Here is a 20,240-nt window from a genome sequence, read left to right on the forward strand (position 1 = left end):
GGTTTTTGACGGGGACAAAACAGGAAATTGTCTGTATACTTTTATCAGCAAGAATGTTTTAAGGAGGGTATAGAGTCTTGCCGTCGCTTATAAATCGGTGAGGGTACCCCTATTTGCAGGAAACACATCTGCAAAAAGAACTCTGTCTGCGTGAGGGCGAGTGCAGAGTTCCGCCCCACCTATTTAATTTATTATATCACAATGCAATTGACTTAGTCAATATAAAAATGTGATTTCCTGTTGATAAGCCGTAACTCAACTTTTTATCCGAAAGGGGGGCGAAACACAAATGAAGGAAAAAAAGACGGCGGCATATACAATCACTCCGGATACCGGCGGTAACCGTTATCGTTTTTACTGTGATGTTTCGGGAGCACTGGTGTGTATCACATCGCCGTATCACGCGGATACACCCGAAGATGAGCTGATGCTTGCGTGGGAAAAGGAAGGCAGGCAGCATTTTAACCAATGCCAGAAATGCGGCAGATTTATTATCGACGCGGTATATAATCCGATGGTGTTTGAATGTACCGACTGCGCTCCCTTTGAGTATGAAACCAGATACTGCAAATCCTGCGGCGCAAAAATCGACGCGGGTGCCAAGGAACGGTTCTGCCCCGTATGCAAACAAAAATTACATTATGAAGGGAGTGGATAGCTGTGGCAGCGAAAGCGGAAATGAACTGGCTGGAGCAATGCGGCTTCGGCCCGAAGGTAATGAAACGAATGAAAGTCTGTCCCCACTGCGGCACGGTGGTGGACAGTGAGCAGAGCGTATGTCCCGACTGCGGTATGCGGTGTCTTACCAAAACCCTGTATGACCGCTACCGGGAAAGGCATCTCTGCTGTGACCGCTGCGGTACGGTGCTTGCCGCCGACGCAAGATTCTGCCCCCACTGCGGGCAGTCGCTATATCTGAAAATTTCCGCTGACTGAGATAGACGGCAATCCGATTTGGAGGAAGTAGTTATTCTGTCAGTTGTAAGATCTGCGACAGAACAGATAACAAAAGCTACGGTATTTGCCGAAAGTCGCGGATGAAAACATAATAAAAATTATTTGTGAAAACGATAACTGCCGCAAGGAGAAAGGAAAAATGATAAAGACTCTCCTGCTGCACACGCAATGATATATCAATCCCTAATTCAAAAAAGGAAGTCAGCAATGGAATATTAATGATAATTACATCACCTGCTGATTTGGAAATACAGAAGCCAAAGCAGCTGATATATGCCACGAACATAGTCATGAAAATGAAAGTTGGTGAAAAAATGAAAGCGCGTAACAGTTGGCCTTTTCTGGTCGTTTGGTTGCTCTGCTTTGTATTGTTGGCAGGATGTGCATTAAAGCCTGACCCGAATGTTGATCTGCCAAAAGTTTCAGATGCGGAATCAGATGATATGAAAGAGGAAGATTCGGAACTTGCTGTGTTAAGAAAAAATATTTTAGACAGCGAAAGTAATATTGGCGTTGCTTTTATCGGCTATGTAGACAGCGAGAGTACAGAAGCGGATCTGTATACTTATCTTGCAGCCAGCGAAACTGGTCAAAAGTATCCCTGTCTCTCAGAAGCGCCTCTTGTTATGGTGGAGGGACAGGAACTATACGCCATTGTACCGCCTAATGAAGAATGGACGGTAACGGTGTATCCTTCCATGATCACTGATGACGGCACCTATGAGGATGTTTTGAACGCTCCAATTTATACAGGAGATCCCGGCGAGGTTCTTTTAGTGCGATGTAATCTCAGCGAGATATATTCCAATGTCTTGATCGTCTCCACCGACGGTGTCGCAGCCATTTCGTTCCGTCCGTCCCTCTCTATGGAAGATGGCCATCTGGTGGCGATCGCAGGAGTATATGATTTTTCGGTGTATGAGGAAGGAGGCTCCATTATAGAGTCAGATGACGAAATGCTGGAAAATCCCGGTCTTAAAGCACTGCGGGAGGAAATCCTGCAAAACGGCACTTTCGGGGCAGCCTTTATCGGATATGTAGGCTATGACAGCACCGGGGCGGACCTTTACGATTATCTGGAATACAGCACCACCGGGCAGACATACCCTTTCCTTTCCGATGCAACTCTTTGCATGGCCGAAGGGCAGGAGCTTTATGTCATCGTTCCCCAGGCAGGGGAACAGGTGAAGATCTATTCTTCCACGATAAATGAAAATGGCGAGTATGTCGATGATATGAGCGACCCGCTGCTCGAAGGGGGTCCCGGCGAGATTGTCCTCCTGCGCTGCAATGTCAGCGAAATCTACTCCGATGTGCGGGTGGTGATCGTAGACGGTTTCGGCGCCCATGAATTCCGACCCTTTATTTCGGGGAGGGACGGCAAGATCGTAGAGTGCGTCGGGCTGTATGACTTCTCGGTCTATGAACCATACGATCCCGGTGAATATGGCTTCGAGGAGGAGATGGATTACCTCTGCACATTCGATGAGGTCAAAGAAGCGATGAGGCGAGGCATGTGCGTCCTCTACACCGGGCAAACGGTCGACATTGACGGCAACACCTGCAAACTCTTTTCCGTGGGAACAGACCACGAGGAGCAGTTTGTCGACGAATTCCACTACGCTGTCTGCGGTGACCTCGTCTATTCCTACGATGTCGTAAATGATATATGGACACCGCTTGGAATGGGATAAGTCAAAACAGAAAAGGCAGCGAAAACAAACCGCAGGTTGCCGGCACGAGCCGGTAAAGAAACAACTTAATTATTCTTAATGATAAGAAAGGAGTCATGATCATGGGACTTATTAAAGCAGGTATCGGAGCACTGGGAGGAACGCTTGCCGATCAATGGAAGGAGTTTTTTTACTGCGAGTCCATGCCCAAGGAGGTACTTGTCACCAAAGGACAAAAGCGTGTTAGCGGACGTTCCTCCAACACCAAAGGAAACGATAATATTATTTCTAACGGTTCCGGCATTGCTGTAGCCGACGGTCAGTGCATGATTATTGTTGAACAGGGCAAAATCGTGGAGGTTTGCGCCGAACCCGGAGAATTTACATATGACACCTCTACTGAGCCATCCATCTTTTCCGGCAGTCTCGGAGAGAGCATCAAGGAAACCTTTAAGACTATCGGTAAACGCTTTACTTACGGTGGCGACACCGGAAAGGATCAGCGCATTTACTATTTCAATACCAAGGAGCTTATCGATAATAAATTCGGCACTCCGAACCCCATCCCTTTCCGTGTAGTGGATTCAAAGATCGGGCTGGATTTGGATGTATCAGTACGCTGTTCCGGTGTGTATTCTTATAAGATTGCAGATCCACTGCTGTTCTATACCAATGTCTGCGGCAACGTGGAGCAGGAATATACCCGCGAAGAGCTGGATGGTCAACTGAAAACAGAGTTTATCAGTGCCTTACAGCCGGCGTTTGGACGACTTTCCGATTTAGAACTTCGTCCCAATCAGATCGTCAGTCACAATACCGACCTTGAAAATGCCATGAATACAGCGCTTTCAGAAAAGTGGGGCACACTGCGCGGTCTTAAAGTCGTCAGCATTGCATTGGGTTCTGTCACATTGCCGGAAGAAGATGCCGAGATGATCAAGCAGGCTCAGCGCACGGCAATTATGCGCGACCCGACGATGGCAGCGGCTACTCTTGTGGGCGCACAGGCGGATGCGATGAAAGCGGCAGCTTCTAACGAATCAGGCGCTATGACCGGATTTATGGGAATGGGCATGGCAATGAACGCAGGTGGCGGTATGAATGCGCAAAACCTGTTCGCCATGGGTCAGCAGCAACAGCCGCAGCCTGCCGTGCAGCAGCCGCAGAACGGCAGCGGCATGGAACAATGGAAATGCTCCTGCGGCAATACAGCTACCGGTAAGTTCTGCCCCAACTGCGGTTCCAAAAAGCCCGAGCCTCAGCCTACGGCAGGGAGTTGGAAATGTAAGTGCGGCGCTACGGCTACCGGCAAGTTCTGTCCTGAATGCGGTTCTCCCAAGCCGGCAGACACAGACGGTTGGACCTGTTCCTGCGGCGCGGTCAACAAAGGAAAATTCTGTCAGAACTGCGGTGCGAAAAAGCCGGAAGGAGCGCCGTTATATCGCTGTGATAAGTGCGGCTGGGAGCCGGAGGATCCGAAGAATCCGCCGAAGTTCTGCCCAGAATGCGGCGATATCTTTGATGACAGCGACAGGCAATAATACTTAGAGGGAGGTGTCCTCCGTTGCATAAAGATCCGGCTAAAAGAAAAGAAAGGTTATACTCTATCATTGGTTTGCTTGTGGGCGTCGGGCTTCTGGTGGCTGGGATCATCGGTGTTATTACCAGCCGGATTGACGCCAATGAGTATAAAAATACAACCGATATCCGAAAAGTTGAGGCCGTGATCGAGGAGATTTCCAGCAAGGATGAAAAAGACGATGACAACATGATAACGGGAACGGATTATCGGACGAAACTTTCCTTTGTTGTTGATGGAAAAACTTTTTACGGCAATTATGATTTTTATGCTTCCGCACGCGATTATGAAAAGAAAGCTGCCTATGACCAGCTGAAGAAAGGCGACACCATTTCTGTTGAGATCTATAAGACCTCAGATGGAGAGTACAAATTATCGCCGGACAATAACCCCTTTATCTTCCTTCTTTATTGTGTGGCAATTCCCGTCGGTGCTTTTGTGATCTACGTTTTTGCCAGTGATTTGTTCGGCAAAAAATCGAAGCAGGAGAAAAGCAATCCCACCGGAAAGGGCAAAAAGAGCGGAACCGGGAAGGCAGGAAGATAATGGATGAATATTTGGGAAGCATTTCTGTTGGCGGCGGCATTCACGTTAGTCTGTGCTGGTTATGTTGGTAAAAAAGTTATCAAAATCGACCTTTCCGGTCTTTTGCCAAAGAATTGGAAACGGGCAAAGCGCAGAAGACTGCTGGCAGAACGCCGTACCCCATTACAGGGCGCAGGACTTCGCGATGATATCAAAAAATCATTTGAGAACGTCCTGCTCCCTCTGGGACGGGCGGACAAAGGCCTTCTCCCGGCGAGAATGGATAAGACCTTCCGCAGGAATACCGAGCGTCAGCTGGAATTGCTGAAGCAGCGGAAGCTTTGCCGGGAGATCCGGCTGGCGGATGTCGTTCCGGTGCCCAAAAACGACTTCAAGCGATGGAACGATGACGGTCGGGAATGGCGCGAGTCCATTTTGCAGTGCTGTGCGCTGGAGCGCTTTGCTTCATCGGGAGGCGAGAAACTGATCCAGGAGACCTATCACAAAAAAGCCTATGCCCGGATCCTCCAGTCCAGGCATGTCCGCAATGCGGACCGTGTCGGAAAAAAGGAAAACTACTACGTGGACAGAATCAAAGTCATCTGCCCTTCCTGCGGCGCAGAGGTGGAGCTCAATAGCCAGCAGACGGTATGCCCCTACTGCGGCGGTGTAATGCAAAGCGATTTTTACGACTGGCAAACCGAGGCATTTGAAGTATACGAAGAAATCGGGGAAGATCTGCAAAGGGCTTTGTATCTGCTGGCGTCGTCGATGATTCTCTTTATCTGTGTGTTCCTTTGCCTTTGGCTCATTCCAGATATACAGGTGTCTCTGGCGGTCGGTTTCGGCGTTGCTATTGTCGTTTTAGCGTCGATTCTTATTATGACCAGCCGCAAAACGGCGAAACAGGAAAAGCTACCTGAAGAAATCGTCCGCTATTCCGAAAACTACCTGCGCTCCTGCATCAATGAGTCGCTGTACCAAAAAATAAGCGATACCGATCTGATGGAGTACAGCGTTGGCAGCATTATATTAAAAAAGGTTGTCAACACGGAAAAAACAACCCAAATAACAGCCCGGGTGTATATCAGTGAAACCTATCTCCCTGAAGGGAAAAAGCCATATACGAAGAAGCATAAAAGGATCCTGACCTTGCAAAGAGCCAGGTATCCCCAAAGGAGGAAATCAGACGGCAGCTTTTTCACAGAAAAGGATTGCCCCTCCTGCGGCGCCAATTTCATACCGGATGAAAACCACTGCTGTTCGTTCTGCGGGTACGGATTGCACTTAAACAATTCCAAATGGAGTCTTAAGACGACCAAAAAATAGGATTAGGATATGGAATTACTTCACAAAGAACATAGATACAAAAAAGCTATTTCGATATGGAGGAGGGGGTTAAAGGTGAATAGAAGGATAAGTAAATTATTGGTGGTATTTGTGGTTTTGTTTTTGCTTTCCGGATGCAGTGCATTAGAGGCATGGGAAAAAATCTGGGATCCGAAGGAGCCGGCTACCGGTTCGATCAAACCCGATCCGTCCCCGCCTGAGGAAAGTACAAACACTCCTGTTCCACAGCCCACGGAGAACGAAAAGGACCTAACATCCGATCCGCTGGACTTTACCGATGAAGATGCTCTCAAGTCAGTATTGGAAGGTGAGTGGGTCTACTGCCCGCCGGCTTCGGATAGCCCGGCGGCATGGATCACGTTTTCCACAGACGGCGAATTTCATGTACGGCTCAAGGATCCGCAGGACGGCGCGGTACTGGAAGATACCGGAGTTTACCATCTGGACTGGTGGGAAACCGAAAAGGAAGAAGCCCCCGATATGATATGCCTGGAATTTACTGAGGATTCCAGTGGACCGATCAGCAACAAAACCAGTTCCGCCGGGGACCATCTGATTAGACTGAAGACACTTTGCGACGGAGAAGTGCTGCTTGGATTGATGCAGCTGAATAATGGCGATAGTATGTTTTCTCTCTACTTTAGTGATACAGCTCCCTTTTTGAGACGGTATACCGGCTGGCAGCCTCAGGAAGAGATAAGAAAATCGGAGACATTCTGTGCGCAAGCTTGGAAAGTTGATTATGAGACGCAGACAGTCTGGCTGGATGATATAAATGAAGGGTTTGATAATATCGGCCGATATGAGGCTCTGCCCTATCAGGCGGCTTCGCAGATGGATTTGACCTCCCTGCCGTCTCAGGTGCTGGTGGATGGCGGAATCTGGCTGGTTCGGACAGATGAAAAGGGGCAGATTTTTGAAATGATCCCCCATGTCTTTGAAATCGATGATGAATATGACGAACTGGAAGGATTCACTGAAGAAGAGGCAGCGATGCTTCTTTCCGAGGTGCAGGAAGTACAGGAATATCTGGAACAAGGAATGACCATGTTTTTTGATGGAGTAACGGAAATAGAGGATGAACCCTGTATCATGATCTCTCTGGGGAGAGCGGATGAGGAGATTTTTGTTTCTGAATTCTCATACGCAGTTTCCCCAACCGGCAGGATATACTTCTATGATGCGTCTACATATTCTTGGAATATTGTTGATATGGAATAGAAAGGAACATGAGCATATGGGACTTTTTGATAAAAAATACTGCGACATCTGCGGCGAGAAAATCGGATTTCTCGGCAACCGCAAGCTGGAGGACGGCAATCTTTGCAAGGACTGTGCAGGAAAGCTCTCGCCGTTTTTCAGTGATCGCAGGAACTCTACTATTGAGGAAATAAAGGCGCAGCTTGCCTACCGTGAGGATAACCGGAATAAGCTCGCCGGTTTCTCACCGTATATTACCTTTGATGGAAGCATGAAGGTGTACATCGACCCCGCCGTAGAGTACTTCATTGTCACAGGGCTTTCCGACTGGCGCAGCGGCAACCCCGATCTCATTCATTTCTCACAAGTGATGAATGTCGAGACGGACATTCAGGAAAATAAAGAAGAAATTTTCTATGAGGATTCCGACGGAAACGAAAAGAGCTATGAGCCGCCCCGTTATACATACGAATATGAGTTCAATGTCACAATCTTCGTGGATTCCCCGTGGTTCGACGAGATAGAGCTGGAACTGAGCGACGGCAACCGTCCCGACAGCCGTTATAGCGATTTGTACCGCAAATATGAGCAGAAGATGCTTGAGCTTGCGGATATTCTGACGCACCGTAAGGATATGTCCGCAACCTATGATGGTCCCGGCCCCGGTATGTACCCGGTCAGTTCCTACAATCCTGCTCCTGAGCCGAGTCCTGCACCTGCTGTGCAGCCGGCCAATCACGAGGAATGGCTCTGCCTGTCCTGCGGCACACAGAACGACGGCAAGTTCTGCAAAAACTGCGGATGCCAGAAGCCTGCCGCAATGACGATACACTGTGCGTCCTGCGGATCCGATATAGAATACCGGATTAAACCGCCGAAGGTCTGTCCGGAGTGCGGCAATCCATTTCGATAAAATTATGAAACACATTGTATACAAGGTGGTAGCGATTGTGTCAATTCTGTCACTGCTGTTGGGGCTTTTCGGCTGCGGAGGAAACAAAAAATATACTGTCGATGATATCGTTTTCATCCATACCGTTTATTACGGTATGGAAAGTAATCCCGTGTATTCCTTCGCTGTGCAAAAGAAAGAAGACAACTGGGTTTTCTCCGCGGACTGTGTTGTGGGGAATAATAATGAGCATTACGCTTCATTCGCTTCTTTCCCGATAACGGATGAAGACGCACAGGGCTTTCTTCAGGTCATCCGTGAGGACGGCGAGATAGAGAGACTTTTCAAATATCGCAATCCGATATGCATTTTCGATATATCAGACGCGCCGGTGCGCAGTTTTGGTATGACTTTCTCTGACGGAAACAGCGTAGAGAAAGAGACGAGGCCCGGCGACAGGGGGCTTGATTATCTCTATGCGCTTGCCGACAGGTATTATGAGGAAGCTGAGAGTTCGGAGGACACTCCGACAAACTGAATGATACTTTCTATCACCTTATTAAAGCAAAAAGGAGGGCTATTATGGCTGATAAATGTGCAATCTGCGGAGCAGATATCAATTTGATCCAAACCCAGAGACTGGCGGACGGCAATTGCATCTGCCGCAAGAACTGCAGACAAAAAGGATTCAAAGTATATGACTATGTACACGGAAACCTTCCCGGCGTAAAAGCACATCTTGCTCAGGTGGAACGCGGTACCAGGCTGTGGGATCACTATTTCGTACCGCGTGAGAAAACAAAGGATAAAACCCAGAAGCTCAAGCGCTTCGGCAGTTATCTCTATGTGGCTGAGGATATCGGACTGATGGCATTTGTCCAGAACGATTACAAGTTCATGATGTTCGGTAAGACCACTCGTGCGTGTGTGTACCGTATCGCCGATCTGCGCAGCTATCAGTATGAGGAAGAAGTTGTGAGAAACGGCGATAAGACCGAGAAAAAATCCATGGCACGGCTTGGCTTTATCAATACCGAGGGGCTTTACGAGTTTGTTCTCACCATGAACAACATCAAGGAGTATGAAAAGATGAAAAAATACTTTGATACGTTGTTCGGCATACAGAATACACTCGGAAACGCCGCGAATGTATGGAAGCAGCAGATGGCTGCGGTAAAGGATATCACCGTAGGATTTCATGCCGCGGTGAGAGGAGAGGCCGACGCCGAAGCCAAAGCGGAACAGGCAATCAACTCCTTGGATGCGGCAATCTACGGAGACCGTACCGAGTGGATCCAAAGGGCGGATGCAGCGCTTGCGGCATTCGACGGATAATTTTCTTTGAGAAAGGAGTTTTTTCTATGCAAACCTTGCAGGAATATAAATGTCCCTGCTGCGGCGGTGCGATAGCCTTTGACAGCACGCTCCAGAAAATGAAATGTCCCTTTTGCGACACGGAATTTGAAATGGAAACACTGGCCGATTATGACAGCGTGCTGAAGAATGAAGCGTCAGATGATATGAGCTGGGAGAGCACCGCCGGAGCCGAGTGGCAGGAAGGAGAAGCAGACGGCCTTCGCTCCTATGTATGCAAGTCCTGCGGCGGTGAAATTGTGGGCGATGAAAATACGGCAGCCACCTCCTGTCCGTTCTGCGGCAACCCTGTTGTGATGATGGGACAGTTTTCGGGTGCTCTTAAGCCTGACCTTGTCATTCCGTTTAAGCTGGATAAAAAGGCGGCAAAGGCAGGGCTTACAAAACACCTGACCGGGAAACGCTTTTTGCCGAAAATTTTTAAGGATCAGAACCATATCGACGAAATCAAAGGGATCTATGTTCCATTCTGGTTATTTGATACGGATGTGGACGCACAGGTACGCTACCGTGCCACTAAAGTCCGCACATGGAGCGACAGCGACTATAACTACACCGAGACCAGCCACTTTATGGTACACAGAGGCGGCAGCGTCAGCTTTGAACACGTGCCGGTGGACGGCTCATCCAAGATGGCGGACGATCTGATGGAATCCATAGAGCCGTATGACTTTTCGGAAGCTTTGGATTTCCAAACAGCTTACCTTGCCGGATATCTGGCGGATAAGTACGATGTAACAGCAGAAGAGAGTATTGAGCGCGCCAACCAGCGCGTCAAGCGTTCCACCGAGGAAGCCTTTGCCGGAACGGTTCAAGGATACTCCACCGTGACGGCGGAAAACAGCAGTGTGCAATTCCATGGCGGGAAAGCCCGTTATGCGCTTTATCCCGTGTGGCTTCTCAATACAACCTGGAACGGTAATCAATACACTTTTGCCATGAACGGACAGACCGGAAAATTTGTCGGTGACCTGCCGGTGGACAAAGCGGCGGCGTCTCTCTGGACAATTATGCTGGCGGCGATTTTTGCGGCTGTAACTTACGGAGGTGCATGGCTTTTGCACCTGATCGGGCTTATATAAGGAGGGATACGGAATGAAAAAGAAAATACTGTTGATTCTGCTTTCCCTTGTTATCGGCCTTTGTGTATCAGTGCCCGCTTTTGCTGCACAGACAGACGGCTTTGCAAGTGAGTATGAGCGCGTTCAGGATCTGGCGGATCTGCTTTCCGACAGCGAAGAGGCTGCGCTTTTAGAAAAGCTTGATGAACTGTGCGAGCGTCAGAAAATGGAGATCGTCGTACTGACGACAGACACGTTGGAAGGACTGACTCCCCGTGACTATGCCGATGATATTTACGATTATTGCTTGTTCGGATATGGAGAAGACAGGGACGGTGCGCTGCTTCTGATCAGCATGGAGGACAATGATTGGTACATATCCACACACGGCTATGGAATTACGGTATTTACCGACGCGGGAATCCAATATATCGGAGAGCAGATCAAAGAGGACCTGTCCGACGGTGATTTCTCAGGAGCCTTTGATAAATTTGCCGGGCTTTGCGACGATTTCATCACACAGGCAAGAACCGGCGACCCCTACGATTCGCACAATCTGCCGAAGGAGCCGCTTGCTCTGATTTGGATCCCAATTTCGATTGCGGTGGGTGTATGCCTGTCCTTCATGATTGTTGGGAATATGAAATCCAAGCTCAAGACAGTTCGTTTTCAGGCAGCGGCAGGCAACTATACGAAGGACGGCAGTCTGAATATTACAGAAAGCCGAGATCTGTTCCTGTACAACACTGTCACGCGCACGGCAAAGCCGAAAAACAACAGCTCTTCGGGCAGCAGTACGCACACTTCTTCCTCCGGCTCGACTCACGGCGGCGGGGGCGGTAAATTCTAACGGTACCAAGGTAATACACCTATAAAACATATTCGGGAGGATAAAAACATGAGTATTTTTGATAAACTGAAAAGCACAGCTCAGCAGGCGGTCAATTCCGCCGCACAGTCCCTCGGCAGCAAGCGTGAGACATTCACCTTTACTTCGCTGCCGGAAAGCCTCGCTGAAATGCAGGCGCTGCCCGAAGCGAGCCTTGACACGCCTTTCAAGACGGCGGCTCTCACCGTTCTCGCCCTCTGCGCTTATGCGGCGGATAAGAATATCGGCACCGAGATGCTCAACTGGCTGCGCGGTCCGCGTCCGTTGAACGGACAGGACATTTCTTTCCTGAACGACCGTTTCCGCGACGGAAAGACCTATCTGCCGTTCACTTATTTCACCGGTTCCACACCGGACAACAACTACACCCCTTCCGAGCCGTACACTATCATCATCGAAAGCAACCACGTTTCCAGTGAGGAGCAGGGTTATATAAAACTATTTATTCCCTGTGGCGGTGCGGATGATCCCCGTCCTATCAAAATGCGCCAGCGCGGTTCCGACGGCAAATGGTTTTTGTGGGAACAGTATCTGCTGACCGGCGTGCGCACACCGAAAGCTGCCGATCCGTGGGCTTAATCAAAAAAATTTTAGGATAGCTTATCCGATTACATCAAATAAAACGGCGTTTAACCGTTTTAGATAAAAATTTATTTTAGGAGGTCTTAACAATGACAACAGCAAAAACAAAAGGCTCAGGTTTCTTGAAAGTGACAGGTATTTTAATGATCATCGGCGGAGGAATTTCGATTATTCTGGGGATCATCGCAGCACTTGGCGTTGCCGCTCTCGCGTATATCAGTGACGGAGAAATTTCGTCGGCAATGCTTTATGCCTCCGTTGCACTGATGATTGTCAGTGCGGTTGCACAGTTAATTGCCGGAATTATTGGCGTAAAAAACTGCAAGAAACCGGAAAAGGCCGGAACTTGCATGGTGTGGGGCATCATTGTAGCGGTACTTTGCGTTGTAGGCACCATACTGAATTCTGTTGGCGGCGGTTCTTTCAGCGTATTCTCTCTGCTGCTCGGTCTTGTTTTACCTGTTCTTTACATCATCGGCGCTGGATTCAACAAAAAAGAGTACATTGCATGATCATCCATACCCGGAAAAAGGCTTGTTCCGGCAAGCCTTTTTCCAAAATAAACCTAATTTTAATGAGGAGAAAACAAAATGGATATCCGTGGAATTTGGAAAGTGAAAGAAATGCGCCTGCCGTCACCGGACGGCGAGCTGGTCTTTACACCCGGTAATTTGCCGGATGACGAGCAGTTTGAAGAATTTGGCCGGATAATGCAATGCAGGACAGAATTTGCCGATGACGGTTCCCTCAATACACTTATGTTTGTGCCCGAGGAAATGAAAGCTGAAGCGGCCGAGCATGGGGTCGTTGTGCGCGAAGACGGCTATGCTGTTATTGAGAGTACCACTTGGAAAGAAGAAAACGGGAAGTTCTACTATGACACAAAGACAGAGGGCGAAGTTTTCGGAGAAAAGGTAGATCCGTTTGCGGAGATTCCCGTGACAACGGATGGATGCCTTGTTTACAGTTACGGAACGATTCTTCTGGAAAGAGCCTGAATCTGTTTATGTGCATATACAGAATAAACAGCTTTATATTAAAGAAAGCTTGTCTCTAATTTGGCTGTCAAAAGATAATAGACAACGAAACAATTGAGAGGAGGATGGTATGAAAAAAGTTGTTTCCGCTTTTATCCTTGTACTGACTCTTGCTTGTTTTTCTGTCGTCGGTGTCTATGCAGCAGTCGTGGAAAAGCCCGTGATAGAGGCAGAAATGCCGGATTGCTACAGGGAAATTGGCAATGGAAGTATTGTTCTGTATGCCAACGCAACAGTGCCTAACGGAGGCACTGTAAGATATCAGTGGTATGTTGCCGATACAGAGAATATGGCGATGATCCATGCTATTTTTGGTGCGGAAAGCGACATCTATCAGGTGCCTGAGGAAATTGGTGTTAAATGGTACTGCTATGCCGCATGGAATGTATCGGGCGGAGCCGAAAGCGATCCGGTATACAGTAGATTAATCCGTGTTGAGTATTTCGAAAATACAACTGCCCATATCCACAGCTTCTGTGAATGGATGGTAATAACTGAGCCAACCTGCACAGAGATTGGCATAAAGGTACGGGAATGTGACTGCGGTGTTACTGAACGTGCGGAAGTCCCGGCTACAGGACATAATTGGGACTCAGGAAAAATAACAAAAAAACCTACTGCACAATCGGACGGAGAAAAAGTCTACACCTGCCTTAACTGTAAAGCAATAAAGGTGAAAACTGTAAAATTCAGTGGCATTTCCGAAGAAAGCGATACAACGAATAATACCGCTGAACCTGATAATAACAGCGAAAGCACTATAGAGCCGACGAATATCGGCAGTTATGAGAAAACACATTTCCCGTGGTGGCTCGTAGCCGTTATTGTTGTTCCGGTAATAGGATGTATTGTCATAGTAGTCATTTTACTTGTGATAAAAAAGCAAAAAAATGTTAGATAAAGACAATCAGATAAAACGGTAACGACGTATTGTCTGCTGTATGACTATGAAATGGTTCTTTTGGAAGAAGTCTGATCCGGTTTGACAAAAATAAGGGATTTTACCTATTGGGAAGTAAAAATTGAGCAAAACAACTATTAACAAAACAGGAGAAATACTATGAAAAAGAATATTGTATCTATACTTGTAGCTGTATTATTAACAGCGATTCTCGCCGGATGTTCCGGCGCCCCTGCTGCAACTGATCCTGCGGATATTACAGGTGAAACCTTTGATGGCGGAAATATCAGTGCGCTTGTCCCCGACGGGTGGATGGGCTTTCACGGCACAGATTACTTTGAAGAGTATGAAGAAGGCTATGATCCTAATGTAATTCAAATCGCTAAAGGTGCAGAAAGTGAGTGGGACCTTTTCTCAACACCTTATATTATGATAAGTTATTTTGGTCCTGATGATCCGATGATGGAGCCTATGAAAGAGCAGTATGAAGAAACTGCCGACATTGAGCCCGTTACTATCGGGGACTATACCTGGAACGGATTCACAGGAAAAAGTATAGATACCCCTATCGCAATCCTTTGGACAGGAGAAGAAGGATCAGATCAGATACAGCTTACGATATGTCTTGAGAACGGAGATAAGATGAGTCTTGAAGATGCAGATGTTCAGGCTATAATAGCCAGCATCAATATATCTAAATGAATGAAATAAGCTGTGTTAGCACACTACTTATGAAAAATTGATTACGAGACTGTTTTATGCTCCGTGGATATCGCATAAGTGAGCGTGGTTTGGATTGACAATGTTGAACTGACCGTTATACCAGCGGTCGGGAAACCTGCAGACTTTAAACCGGCTGCATACTTCAACAGCATCTTCTCCATGTACGATGGAAAAATGCAGTTTGTGCGATTAAAATGCGATGCCGATATGATGAAGGTTATCATCGACCGGTTTGGTCAGGATATCCACACTACTCAGTGTGAAAACTGCTGTTTTGTTGCCGATGTCCTCGTATCGGTCATCCCTACCTTCTTTGGCTGGATGTTCAGTTTTGGTGGAAAAATTCGCATCGTGTATCCAGACTCTCTTGTTAAAGAATACCGGCAAGCGCTCCACTCCGCACTGGAGGATGACGATAAATAACATACTTCTACAACAGAAAAGAAAAAAAGAGGAACGCATTCAGAAAATTAAAGAATATATTTTAGAATTTCAGTTTATATATCACAGAACACCTACTATGGAACAGATTGCGAAGGCCGTCGATACGGTAAAAAGCAATGTGTATAAATACCTTACTGAAATGGAAGACCGGGGAATCTTAACACGCAGTAAACGGGAAATTGAAATCAACGATACAATCCAAGCAAGCCCTGAACTCAATCGTGTCCCGATACTTGGCAATGTGTCCTGCGGTCTGCCGGAATACACTGAAGAAAACTTTGAAGAATATGTGCCTTTGCCTGTGGCGCTGTTCGGACAGGGAGATTTTTTCCTTCTGCGGGCAAGCGGATACTCTATGATTGAGGCAGGTATTGAACCCGGCGACCTTGTGGTAGTTCGGAAGCAAAATACCGCAGAAGAAGGAGATATTGTCGTTGCGCTGGTAGACAACGAAACCACACTTAAGCGGTTCTACAGAGATAAAAAACACCGGTGTATCCGGCTTCATCCTGAAAACAGCAAGATGAAAGATATCTATGTTCAGGACTGCACTATACAGGGCGTTGCCCAAAATGTCATTAAAACACTGTAAGCACATTGAATGAAGGAGGGGTTAAGATGCAGGTATATGTATCCAACAGAGAAATTGAACAAATAGCGGAAGGACTGGTTCATGTGGCCTGCGGAAAGCCTCCTCCGAAACGGATAGATATTGATTCCGTTGCGTCATATCTTGGGCTGACTGTCCGTTATGAAAAATTTGCTGAAAGCGATCAGGACAAGATCGGCTTCACTTCGGACGGAAAGAGTGCATTGACTGTTTTTCGCAACGGGCAAAAACAGAGAATCATATTTCCGAAAGAGACCATCGTCCTTGACAGCTTTCTCCAGTACCCATGCGAAAGCAGCCGACGACGATTTACATTAGCGCATGAAATCAGCCATATTCTGATCAACAGAGCTGATCCGACTCATACAGCTCCCTGTTTTAACCGTGTCTATGATACAGAAAGACGATATGACCTGAATGAACTGCACGAAAGAATGAATCTTGGTGAATGTCAGGCGAATACAATGGCAGCTATCATCCTTATGCCGAAAGAGCTTCTTGCTGTATCTGTTCGCAGGTATTTCCGAAAAAACAAGATTCCCGTATACGGCGATTGTGTTTTCCTGCCTGAGATAAAACCAAGTATGCAGGCGATGGCGGATGAGCTTGGCGTATCTTTTACAACTATGCTGATTCAGTTGAGAAAATACGGTCTTCTGGAAGAACGGGATATGGCAGAATACTTTGATAAGATAAAAGGCGGTGATAGAAATGAATAACTGTCAGAGCAAACAACGATACGATCGTCCTCCGCCCCCGCCTGAAACACAGAAGAAACTTGATTTATGCGAAGAAGAAGCGGCTGATTTAACACTGCGTGAGATCAGATGTCCGCGATGCAATTTTGTAATTGACAAAGTGTTTTCCGATGCAAAAGGACATTTCCTTTCTAAATGCCCGAAATGCAAATCTCAATATATTATGAACTACGCCTATTTCCGAAGACAGAAAGGCATCTGGAAACTGAAGCTCAAATACTACGGAAAAGACTACCTTGAAAAACTGAATAAAGAATAACGACTTTTAATCGCGTATGCGGAGCCGATCCGATGGATCGTGACTGCCCTTGCACCGTACAAAGCCGGAATCTGACAGGATAACCATGCCTGTTGATGATTCCGCTTTTACGGTGCTTTTTTATTTTCTCGCACACGCGCTTTGTACGATGACAAGAAGTCCTTTCCCGGCTTAACCGCTGCGGAAAGGACTTTTTATGTTATACGGCAGATGGCAGTGCCAGACCGCCAAGTACCCGTAATTTGAGATTTTGATGGGTGGATCAAAATCTCAAATTACGGAGGAAAGGCAAATGGCCACAATTGAAAATAAAAAATTCACCCTTACGGTTTACAACACCGTAACCCGCAGAAATGAAGAAGTTGAGGTTACACGGGAGGTTTATCACGCCTACCGCAGAACCGGCTGGAATATCGAAGACAATGACGCCAGCTTTTTTGAACATGAAATTCAGATGAGTGGTCTCATCGGCGGCGAGGACGGAGCCTATGAGAATTTCAGAGAGTTTATCGATACGGAAAATATCCCAGACAATACAGTCCTCAAAGAAACGGAAATCGAGGCGTTACAGCGCGCTGTTTCTGCTTTGCCGGATGCGGATAAGGCATTGATAAAAGCGCTGTTTTATGACGGACTGACAGAGCGAGAATATGCCAAAGAAACCGGTATTCCGCAGAAGACAATCAATAACCGAAAGATGGTAATCCTTCGGAAATTAAGGAAATTATCCGATTTCAAAAAATAATTTGGCTCAAAGTGCAGACTTCTTCCCCTATACAAGTGAGAAAAAAGAAATTATTTCTCACCGCCTTCTTTTCTTTCAGGAAGACGGTCTGCTCATTGACAAAAGAATAAGTCCGTCAGCAAATACTTTCCGTCTGCTGTTCCCAAAAGGGACAAGCGATCTGTTTCTCTTTGAAAAACAGATAGTGCGGCAGCACCGCACAAATCGCCATGACAGGCATCGGAAAGCCAACACCCCGTCCAGTCAAAAGTCGAGCGTAGAAGCGGCAAGAAAGAGCCGTGATCCGTCGCAACCAAAGAGGGCGGCCGGGTGAGAACCACGCGGAGGTGAGATTCCTGGGGAACCGAGTAGCTATCGGTTGTTTGCATGAGTGCCGTTGACCACGGATGTTGAGGACAAATATGGTCACGCAAACGCAAAACGATTTACAGTACAAGGGAAAGGTATGCCCTTTTCGGTTTCCTTTGCCCTTGTGCTTTTACTTAAACTACTTGGAGGTACACAGGAATGAAGAATATAAATGTAAAACGCGGCGAAATCTACTACGCCGATTTGTCTCCCGTCATCGGGAGCGAGCAAGGCGGTATGCGCCCTGTCCTTATTCTGCAAAATGACATCGGGAACAGGTTCAGCTCCACAACGATTGTTGTACCGCTTACTTCGATACAGAAGAAAAAAGCACAACCTACCCATGTAACCATTGACTGTGAGTTTTTAGAGAGTGAATCTACTCTGCTTTTGGAACAGATTCGCACGATTGACAAAACACGATTGTCCGATTATCTCGGACAGATTTCCAAAGAAGATATGGGACGTGTCGAAACCGCAATGGCGGTTAGCCTTGGATTCGGAGGTACAGACCATGACTGAAAAAGAAAACGCCGCTGTTCAGAAAGCCTCTCTCTGTTACAGCATCAATATGCTTCGCCTTCTGCTGTCCATGCAGCTGATTACCGAGGAAGAATATAACCGTATCCTCTGCTACACAGCGGAGCATTACGATCCACAGAAAAAGATATGTCTTATCTCTTAATTTTCGCCATATTCGCTGGATGTATGCGAACTCTTGTGGTATCTTTCGTGTTGCCGCAGGAAAAGCGGTAATACAAGCGGAATACCCGCAGGAAGGAGAAACGCATGACAAAGACAATCACCGAACTGACCTCACAAAAACAAACCAACCGAATGATACGCCTTGCCCCCTATGCAAGGGTGTCAAGCAATTCTGAGGATCAGCTCCATTCCTTCGCAGCACAGGTCAGATACTACACCGACTATACAAGAAACCATCCTGGCTATACTTTAGTAGATGTTTATGCTGATGAAGGAATCACCGGCACTTGCATGGAAAAGCGCGATGATTTCAACCGGCTGATCCGTGACTGCAAAAAAGGAAAAATCGACCGCATCATCACCAAGACCATTGCAAGGTTTGCCCGCAACTACACAGAATTACTGACCGTCACAAGAATGCTCCGCACAATGGGGATCAGCATCTACTTCGAGGAACAAGGCATTGACACCGAAACAATCGACCTTGAAATGATGCTGACATTACCCGGCATCGCCGCACAAAAGGAATCGGAAACCATATCCGATAATATGCGGTGGAGCTACAAAAAGAGAATGGAAACCGGCGAATTCAACTGCTGCCGAGCCGCCTATGGGTTTAAACTTACAGACGGCGAGCTTCGTATCAACGAAACGGAAGCAGAAGTGGTTCGCCGGATTTTTCATCTCTATCTGCAAGGTTACGGCAAGCAAAGCATTGCCAATCTGTTAAATGAAGAAGGGGTGCCAAAGCGGTACGGGCAAAAAACATGGCACCTCTTCACCATCGACTATATCCTCAACAACGAGCGATATATGGGTGACGCGCTGCTGCAAAAGAGCTACACCACCGAATGTATCCCTTTCAAGAAAAAACGGAACAAAGGCGAAGTAACTCAATACTATGTGGAGAACAGCAATCCGGCTATTGTCAGCCGGGAAACCTACATGGCAGCCAAAGAACTGCAAAGGAGCAAAACGGTGCGCTGCCCATCACAGCCGAATCGGTATCCACTCAGCAAGATGCTGAAATGTCCCGTCTGCGGACACAATTACCGCAGGCAGATCGTGAACGGCACAGCCTATTGGATATGCTCCTACAAATCCTCCGGCAGAACGCAATGCGCCTGCGACAGAGTCCGCGAAGTCACGGTCATGGCGGCCTTCAGCCGCATGAGCAGCAAGCTCGCTGACAATTGTGATGAACTGCTTGGCAGCTTTATCCGGCAGCTCGAAAAACTACAAAACCGTACTTGTACCTACGGTGAAAAAGTATATATGTTAAACCGCCAAATCGCAGATATCAATGCACAAATTCTTGTAATTACCCAACTGCATAAGAACGGTATCCTCAACAACGCCGAGTACGCAGAGCAATCAAGCGAGCTTGACCGCAAGGTTACCGAACTGCGCTCGGAACGCCACCGTATTATGGCTGAGGATGAGGATGACGAGATTATTGAATCGCTGAAAGTCCTCAATGAAACCATGAGCGAATACAAGCCGACAGGCGCTTTTGACGAGGGACTGTTCGGGCAGATCGTAGAAAGCATCACGGTCATCAGCGGACAGAAGCTGAGCTTCCGGCTCGCGGGAGGGCTTGTCCTTACAGAAAAAATCTAACGGAAAGG

At 47.3% G+C, this 20,240-nt stretch carries 25 protein-coding genes; all 25 read left to right on the forward strand.

Going from position 1 to position 20,240, the window contains the following annotated elements:
* Positions 1-289 precede the first annotated feature (289 nt).
* Positions 290-658: a hypothetical protein gene (locus CZ360_RS10200; protein ID WP_077534100.1), complete on the forward strand. Its 369-nt coding sequence runs from the start codon at positions 290-292 to the stop codon at positions 656-658.
* A gap of 2 nt (positions 659-660) precedes the next feature.
* A complete protein-coding gene (locus CZ360_RS10205) occupies positions 661-936 on the forward strand; it encodes a zinc ribbon domain-containing protein (RefSeq protein ID WP_077534101.1) in 276 nt (91 codons plus the stop codon).
* Between the two features lie 335 nt (positions 937-1,271).
* On the forward strand, positions 1,272-2,651 hold the full coding sequence (locus CZ360_RS10210) for a hypothetical protein (RefSeq protein ID WP_159438229.1): 1,380 nt from the start codon (positions 1,272-1,274) through the stop codon (positions 2,649-2,651).
* Between the two features lie 101 nt (positions 2,652-2,752).
* Entirely contained in the window at positions 2,753-4,171 is a 1,419-nt protein-coding gene (locus tag CZ360_RS10215) for an SPFH domain-containing protein (RefSeq protein WP_077534103.1), read from the forward strand.
* 23 nt (positions 4,172-4,194) lie between these two features.
* Positions 4,195-4,755, forward strand: a complete 561-nt coding sequence (locus tag CZ360_RS10220) for a hypothetical protein (protein ID WP_077534104.1) — start codon at positions 4,195-4,197, stop codon at positions 4,753-4,755.
* 3 nt (positions 4,756-4,758) lie between these two features.
* Positions 4,759-6,063, forward strand: a complete 1,305-nt coding sequence (locus tag CZ360_RS10225) for a zinc ribbon domain-containing protein (protein WP_077534105.1) — start codon at positions 4,759-4,761, stop codon at positions 6,061-6,063.
* 75 nt (positions 6,064-6,138) lie between these two features.
* Complete coding sequence (locus tag CZ360_RS10230; RefSeq protein ID WP_143530222.1) at positions 6,139-7,305, forward strand: hypothetical protein; 1,167 nt, start codon at positions 6,139-6,141, stop codon at positions 7,303-7,305.
* 16 nt (positions 7,306-7,321) lie between these two features.
* The gene (locus CZ360_RS10235) at positions 7,322-8,197 is read left to right on the forward strand and encodes a DUF4428 domain-containing protein (protein WP_159438231.1); all 876 of its coding nucleotides are present in this window, start codon (positions 7,322-7,324) and stop codon (positions 8,195-8,197) included.
* A gap of 37 nt (positions 8,198-8,234) precedes the next feature.
* Positions 8,235-8,714, forward strand: a complete 480-nt coding sequence (locus CZ360_RS10240) for a hypothetical protein (RefSeq protein WP_159438232.1) — start codon at positions 8,235-8,237, stop codon at positions 8,712-8,714.
* Positions 8,715-8,758: 44 nt separating this feature from the next.
* Entirely contained in the window at positions 8,759-9,511 is a 753-nt protein-coding gene (locus tag CZ360_RS10245; RefSeq protein ID WP_077534109.1) for a hypothetical protein, read from the forward strand.
* Positions 9,512-9,537: 26 nt separating this feature from the next.
* Positions 9,538-10,632 carry a TFIIB-type zinc ribbon-containing protein gene (locus CZ360_RS10250; RefSeq protein WP_077534110.1) on the forward strand — a complete coding sequence of 365 codons (1,095 nt, stop codon included), beginning with the start codon at positions 9,538-9,540 and terminating at the stop codon, positions 10,630-10,632.
* Between the two features lie 13 nt (positions 10,633-10,645).
* Positions 10,646-11,461 (forward strand): TPM domain-containing protein, encoded by an 816-nt coding sequence (locus tag CZ360_RS10255; RefSeq protein WP_077534111.1) that lies wholly within the window; start codon positions 10,646-10,648, stop codon positions 11,459-11,461.
* 48 nt (positions 11,462-11,509) lie between these two features.
* The gene (locus tag CZ360_RS10260; protein WP_077534112.1) at positions 11,510-12,079 is read left to right on the forward strand and encodes a DUF6935 domain-containing protein; all 570 of its coding nucleotides are present in this window, start codon (positions 11,510-11,512) and stop codon (positions 12,077-12,079) included.
* A gap of 125 nt (positions 12,080-12,204) precedes the next feature.
* Positions 12,205-12,594 (forward strand): hypothetical protein, encoded by a 390-nt coding sequence (locus tag CZ360_RS10265; protein ID WP_159438234.1) that lies wholly within the window; start codon positions 12,205-12,207, stop codon positions 12,592-12,594.
* 78 nt (positions 12,595-12,672) lie between these two features.
* A complete protein-coding gene (locus CZ360_RS10270) occupies positions 12,673-13,080 on the forward strand; it encodes a hypothetical protein (protein ID WP_077534114.1) in 408 nt (135 codons plus the stop codon).
* A gap of 109 nt (positions 13,081-13,189) precedes the next feature.
* The gene (locus CZ360_RS10275) at positions 13,190-14,020 is read left to right on the forward strand and encodes a hypothetical protein (RefSeq protein WP_077534115.1); all 831 of its coding nucleotides are present in this window, start codon (positions 13,190-13,192) and stop codon (positions 14,018-14,020) included.
* A 159-nt stretch (positions 14,021-14,179) separates the two neighbouring features.
* Positions 14,180-14,722: a hypothetical protein gene (locus tag CZ360_RS10280; RefSeq protein WP_077534116.1), complete on the forward strand. Its 543-nt coding sequence runs from the start codon at positions 14,180-14,182 to the stop codon at positions 14,720-14,722.
* 78 nt (positions 14,723-14,800) lie between these two features.
* A complete protein-coding gene (locus tag CZ360_RS10285; protein ID WP_077534117.1) occupies positions 14,801-15,166 on the forward strand; it encodes a WYL domain-containing protein in 366 nt (121 codons plus the stop codon).
* Complete coding sequence (gene lexA / locus CZ360_RS10290) at positions 15,153-15,779, forward strand: transcriptional repressor LexA (protein WP_077534118.1); 627 nt, start codon at positions 15,153-15,155, stop codon at positions 15,777-15,779. The genes CZ360_RS10285 and lexA overlap by 14 nt, the downstream gene beginning before the upstream one ends.
* 26 nt (positions 15,780-15,805) lie before the next feature.
* Positions 15,806-16,516: an ImmA/IrrE family metallo-endopeptidase gene (locus CZ360_RS10295; RefSeq protein WP_077534119.1), complete on the forward strand. Its 711-nt coding sequence runs from the start codon at positions 15,806-15,808 to the stop codon at positions 16,514-16,516.
* The gene (locus CZ360_RS10300; protein ID WP_077534120.1) at positions 16,509-16,814 is read left to right on the forward strand and encodes a hypothetical protein; all 306 of its coding nucleotides are present in this window, start codon (positions 16,509-16,511) and stop codon (positions 16,812-16,814) included. Before CZ360_RS10295 ends, CZ360_RS10300 begins: the two co-directional genes overlap by 8 nt.
* A 292-nt stretch (positions 16,815-17,106) precedes the next feature.
* On the forward strand, positions 17,107-17,559 hold the full coding sequence (locus CZ360_RS10305) for an RNA polymerase sigma factor (RefSeq protein WP_077534121.1): 453 nt from the start codon (positions 17,107-17,109) through the stop codon (positions 17,557-17,559).
* Positions 17,560-18,066: 507 nt separating this feature from the next.
* Entirely contained in the window at positions 18,067-18,429 is a 363-nt protein-coding gene (locus tag CZ360_RS10315; RefSeq protein WP_077534123.1) for a type II toxin-antitoxin system PemK/MazF family toxin, read from the forward strand.
* Entirely contained in the window at positions 18,422-18,592 is a 171-nt protein-coding gene (locus CZ360_RS14090) for an SHOCT domain-containing protein (RefSeq protein WP_159438235.1), read from the forward strand. Before CZ360_RS10315 ends, CZ360_RS14090 begins: the two co-directional genes overlap by 8 nt.
* A 104-nt stretch (positions 18,593-18,696) precedes the next feature.
* Positions 18,697-20,232, forward strand: coding sequence for a recombinase family protein (locus CZ360_RS10320; protein ID WP_077534124.1), 1,536 nt, complete (start codon positions 18,697-18,699; stop codon positions 20,230-20,232).
* Positions 20,233-20,240 lie beyond the last annotated feature (8 nt).

The organism is Massiliimalia massiliensis, from assembly GCF_900155615.1.
GTDB lineage: Bacteria > Bacillota > Clostridia > Oscillospirales > Ruminococcaceae > Massiliimalia > Massiliimalia massiliensis.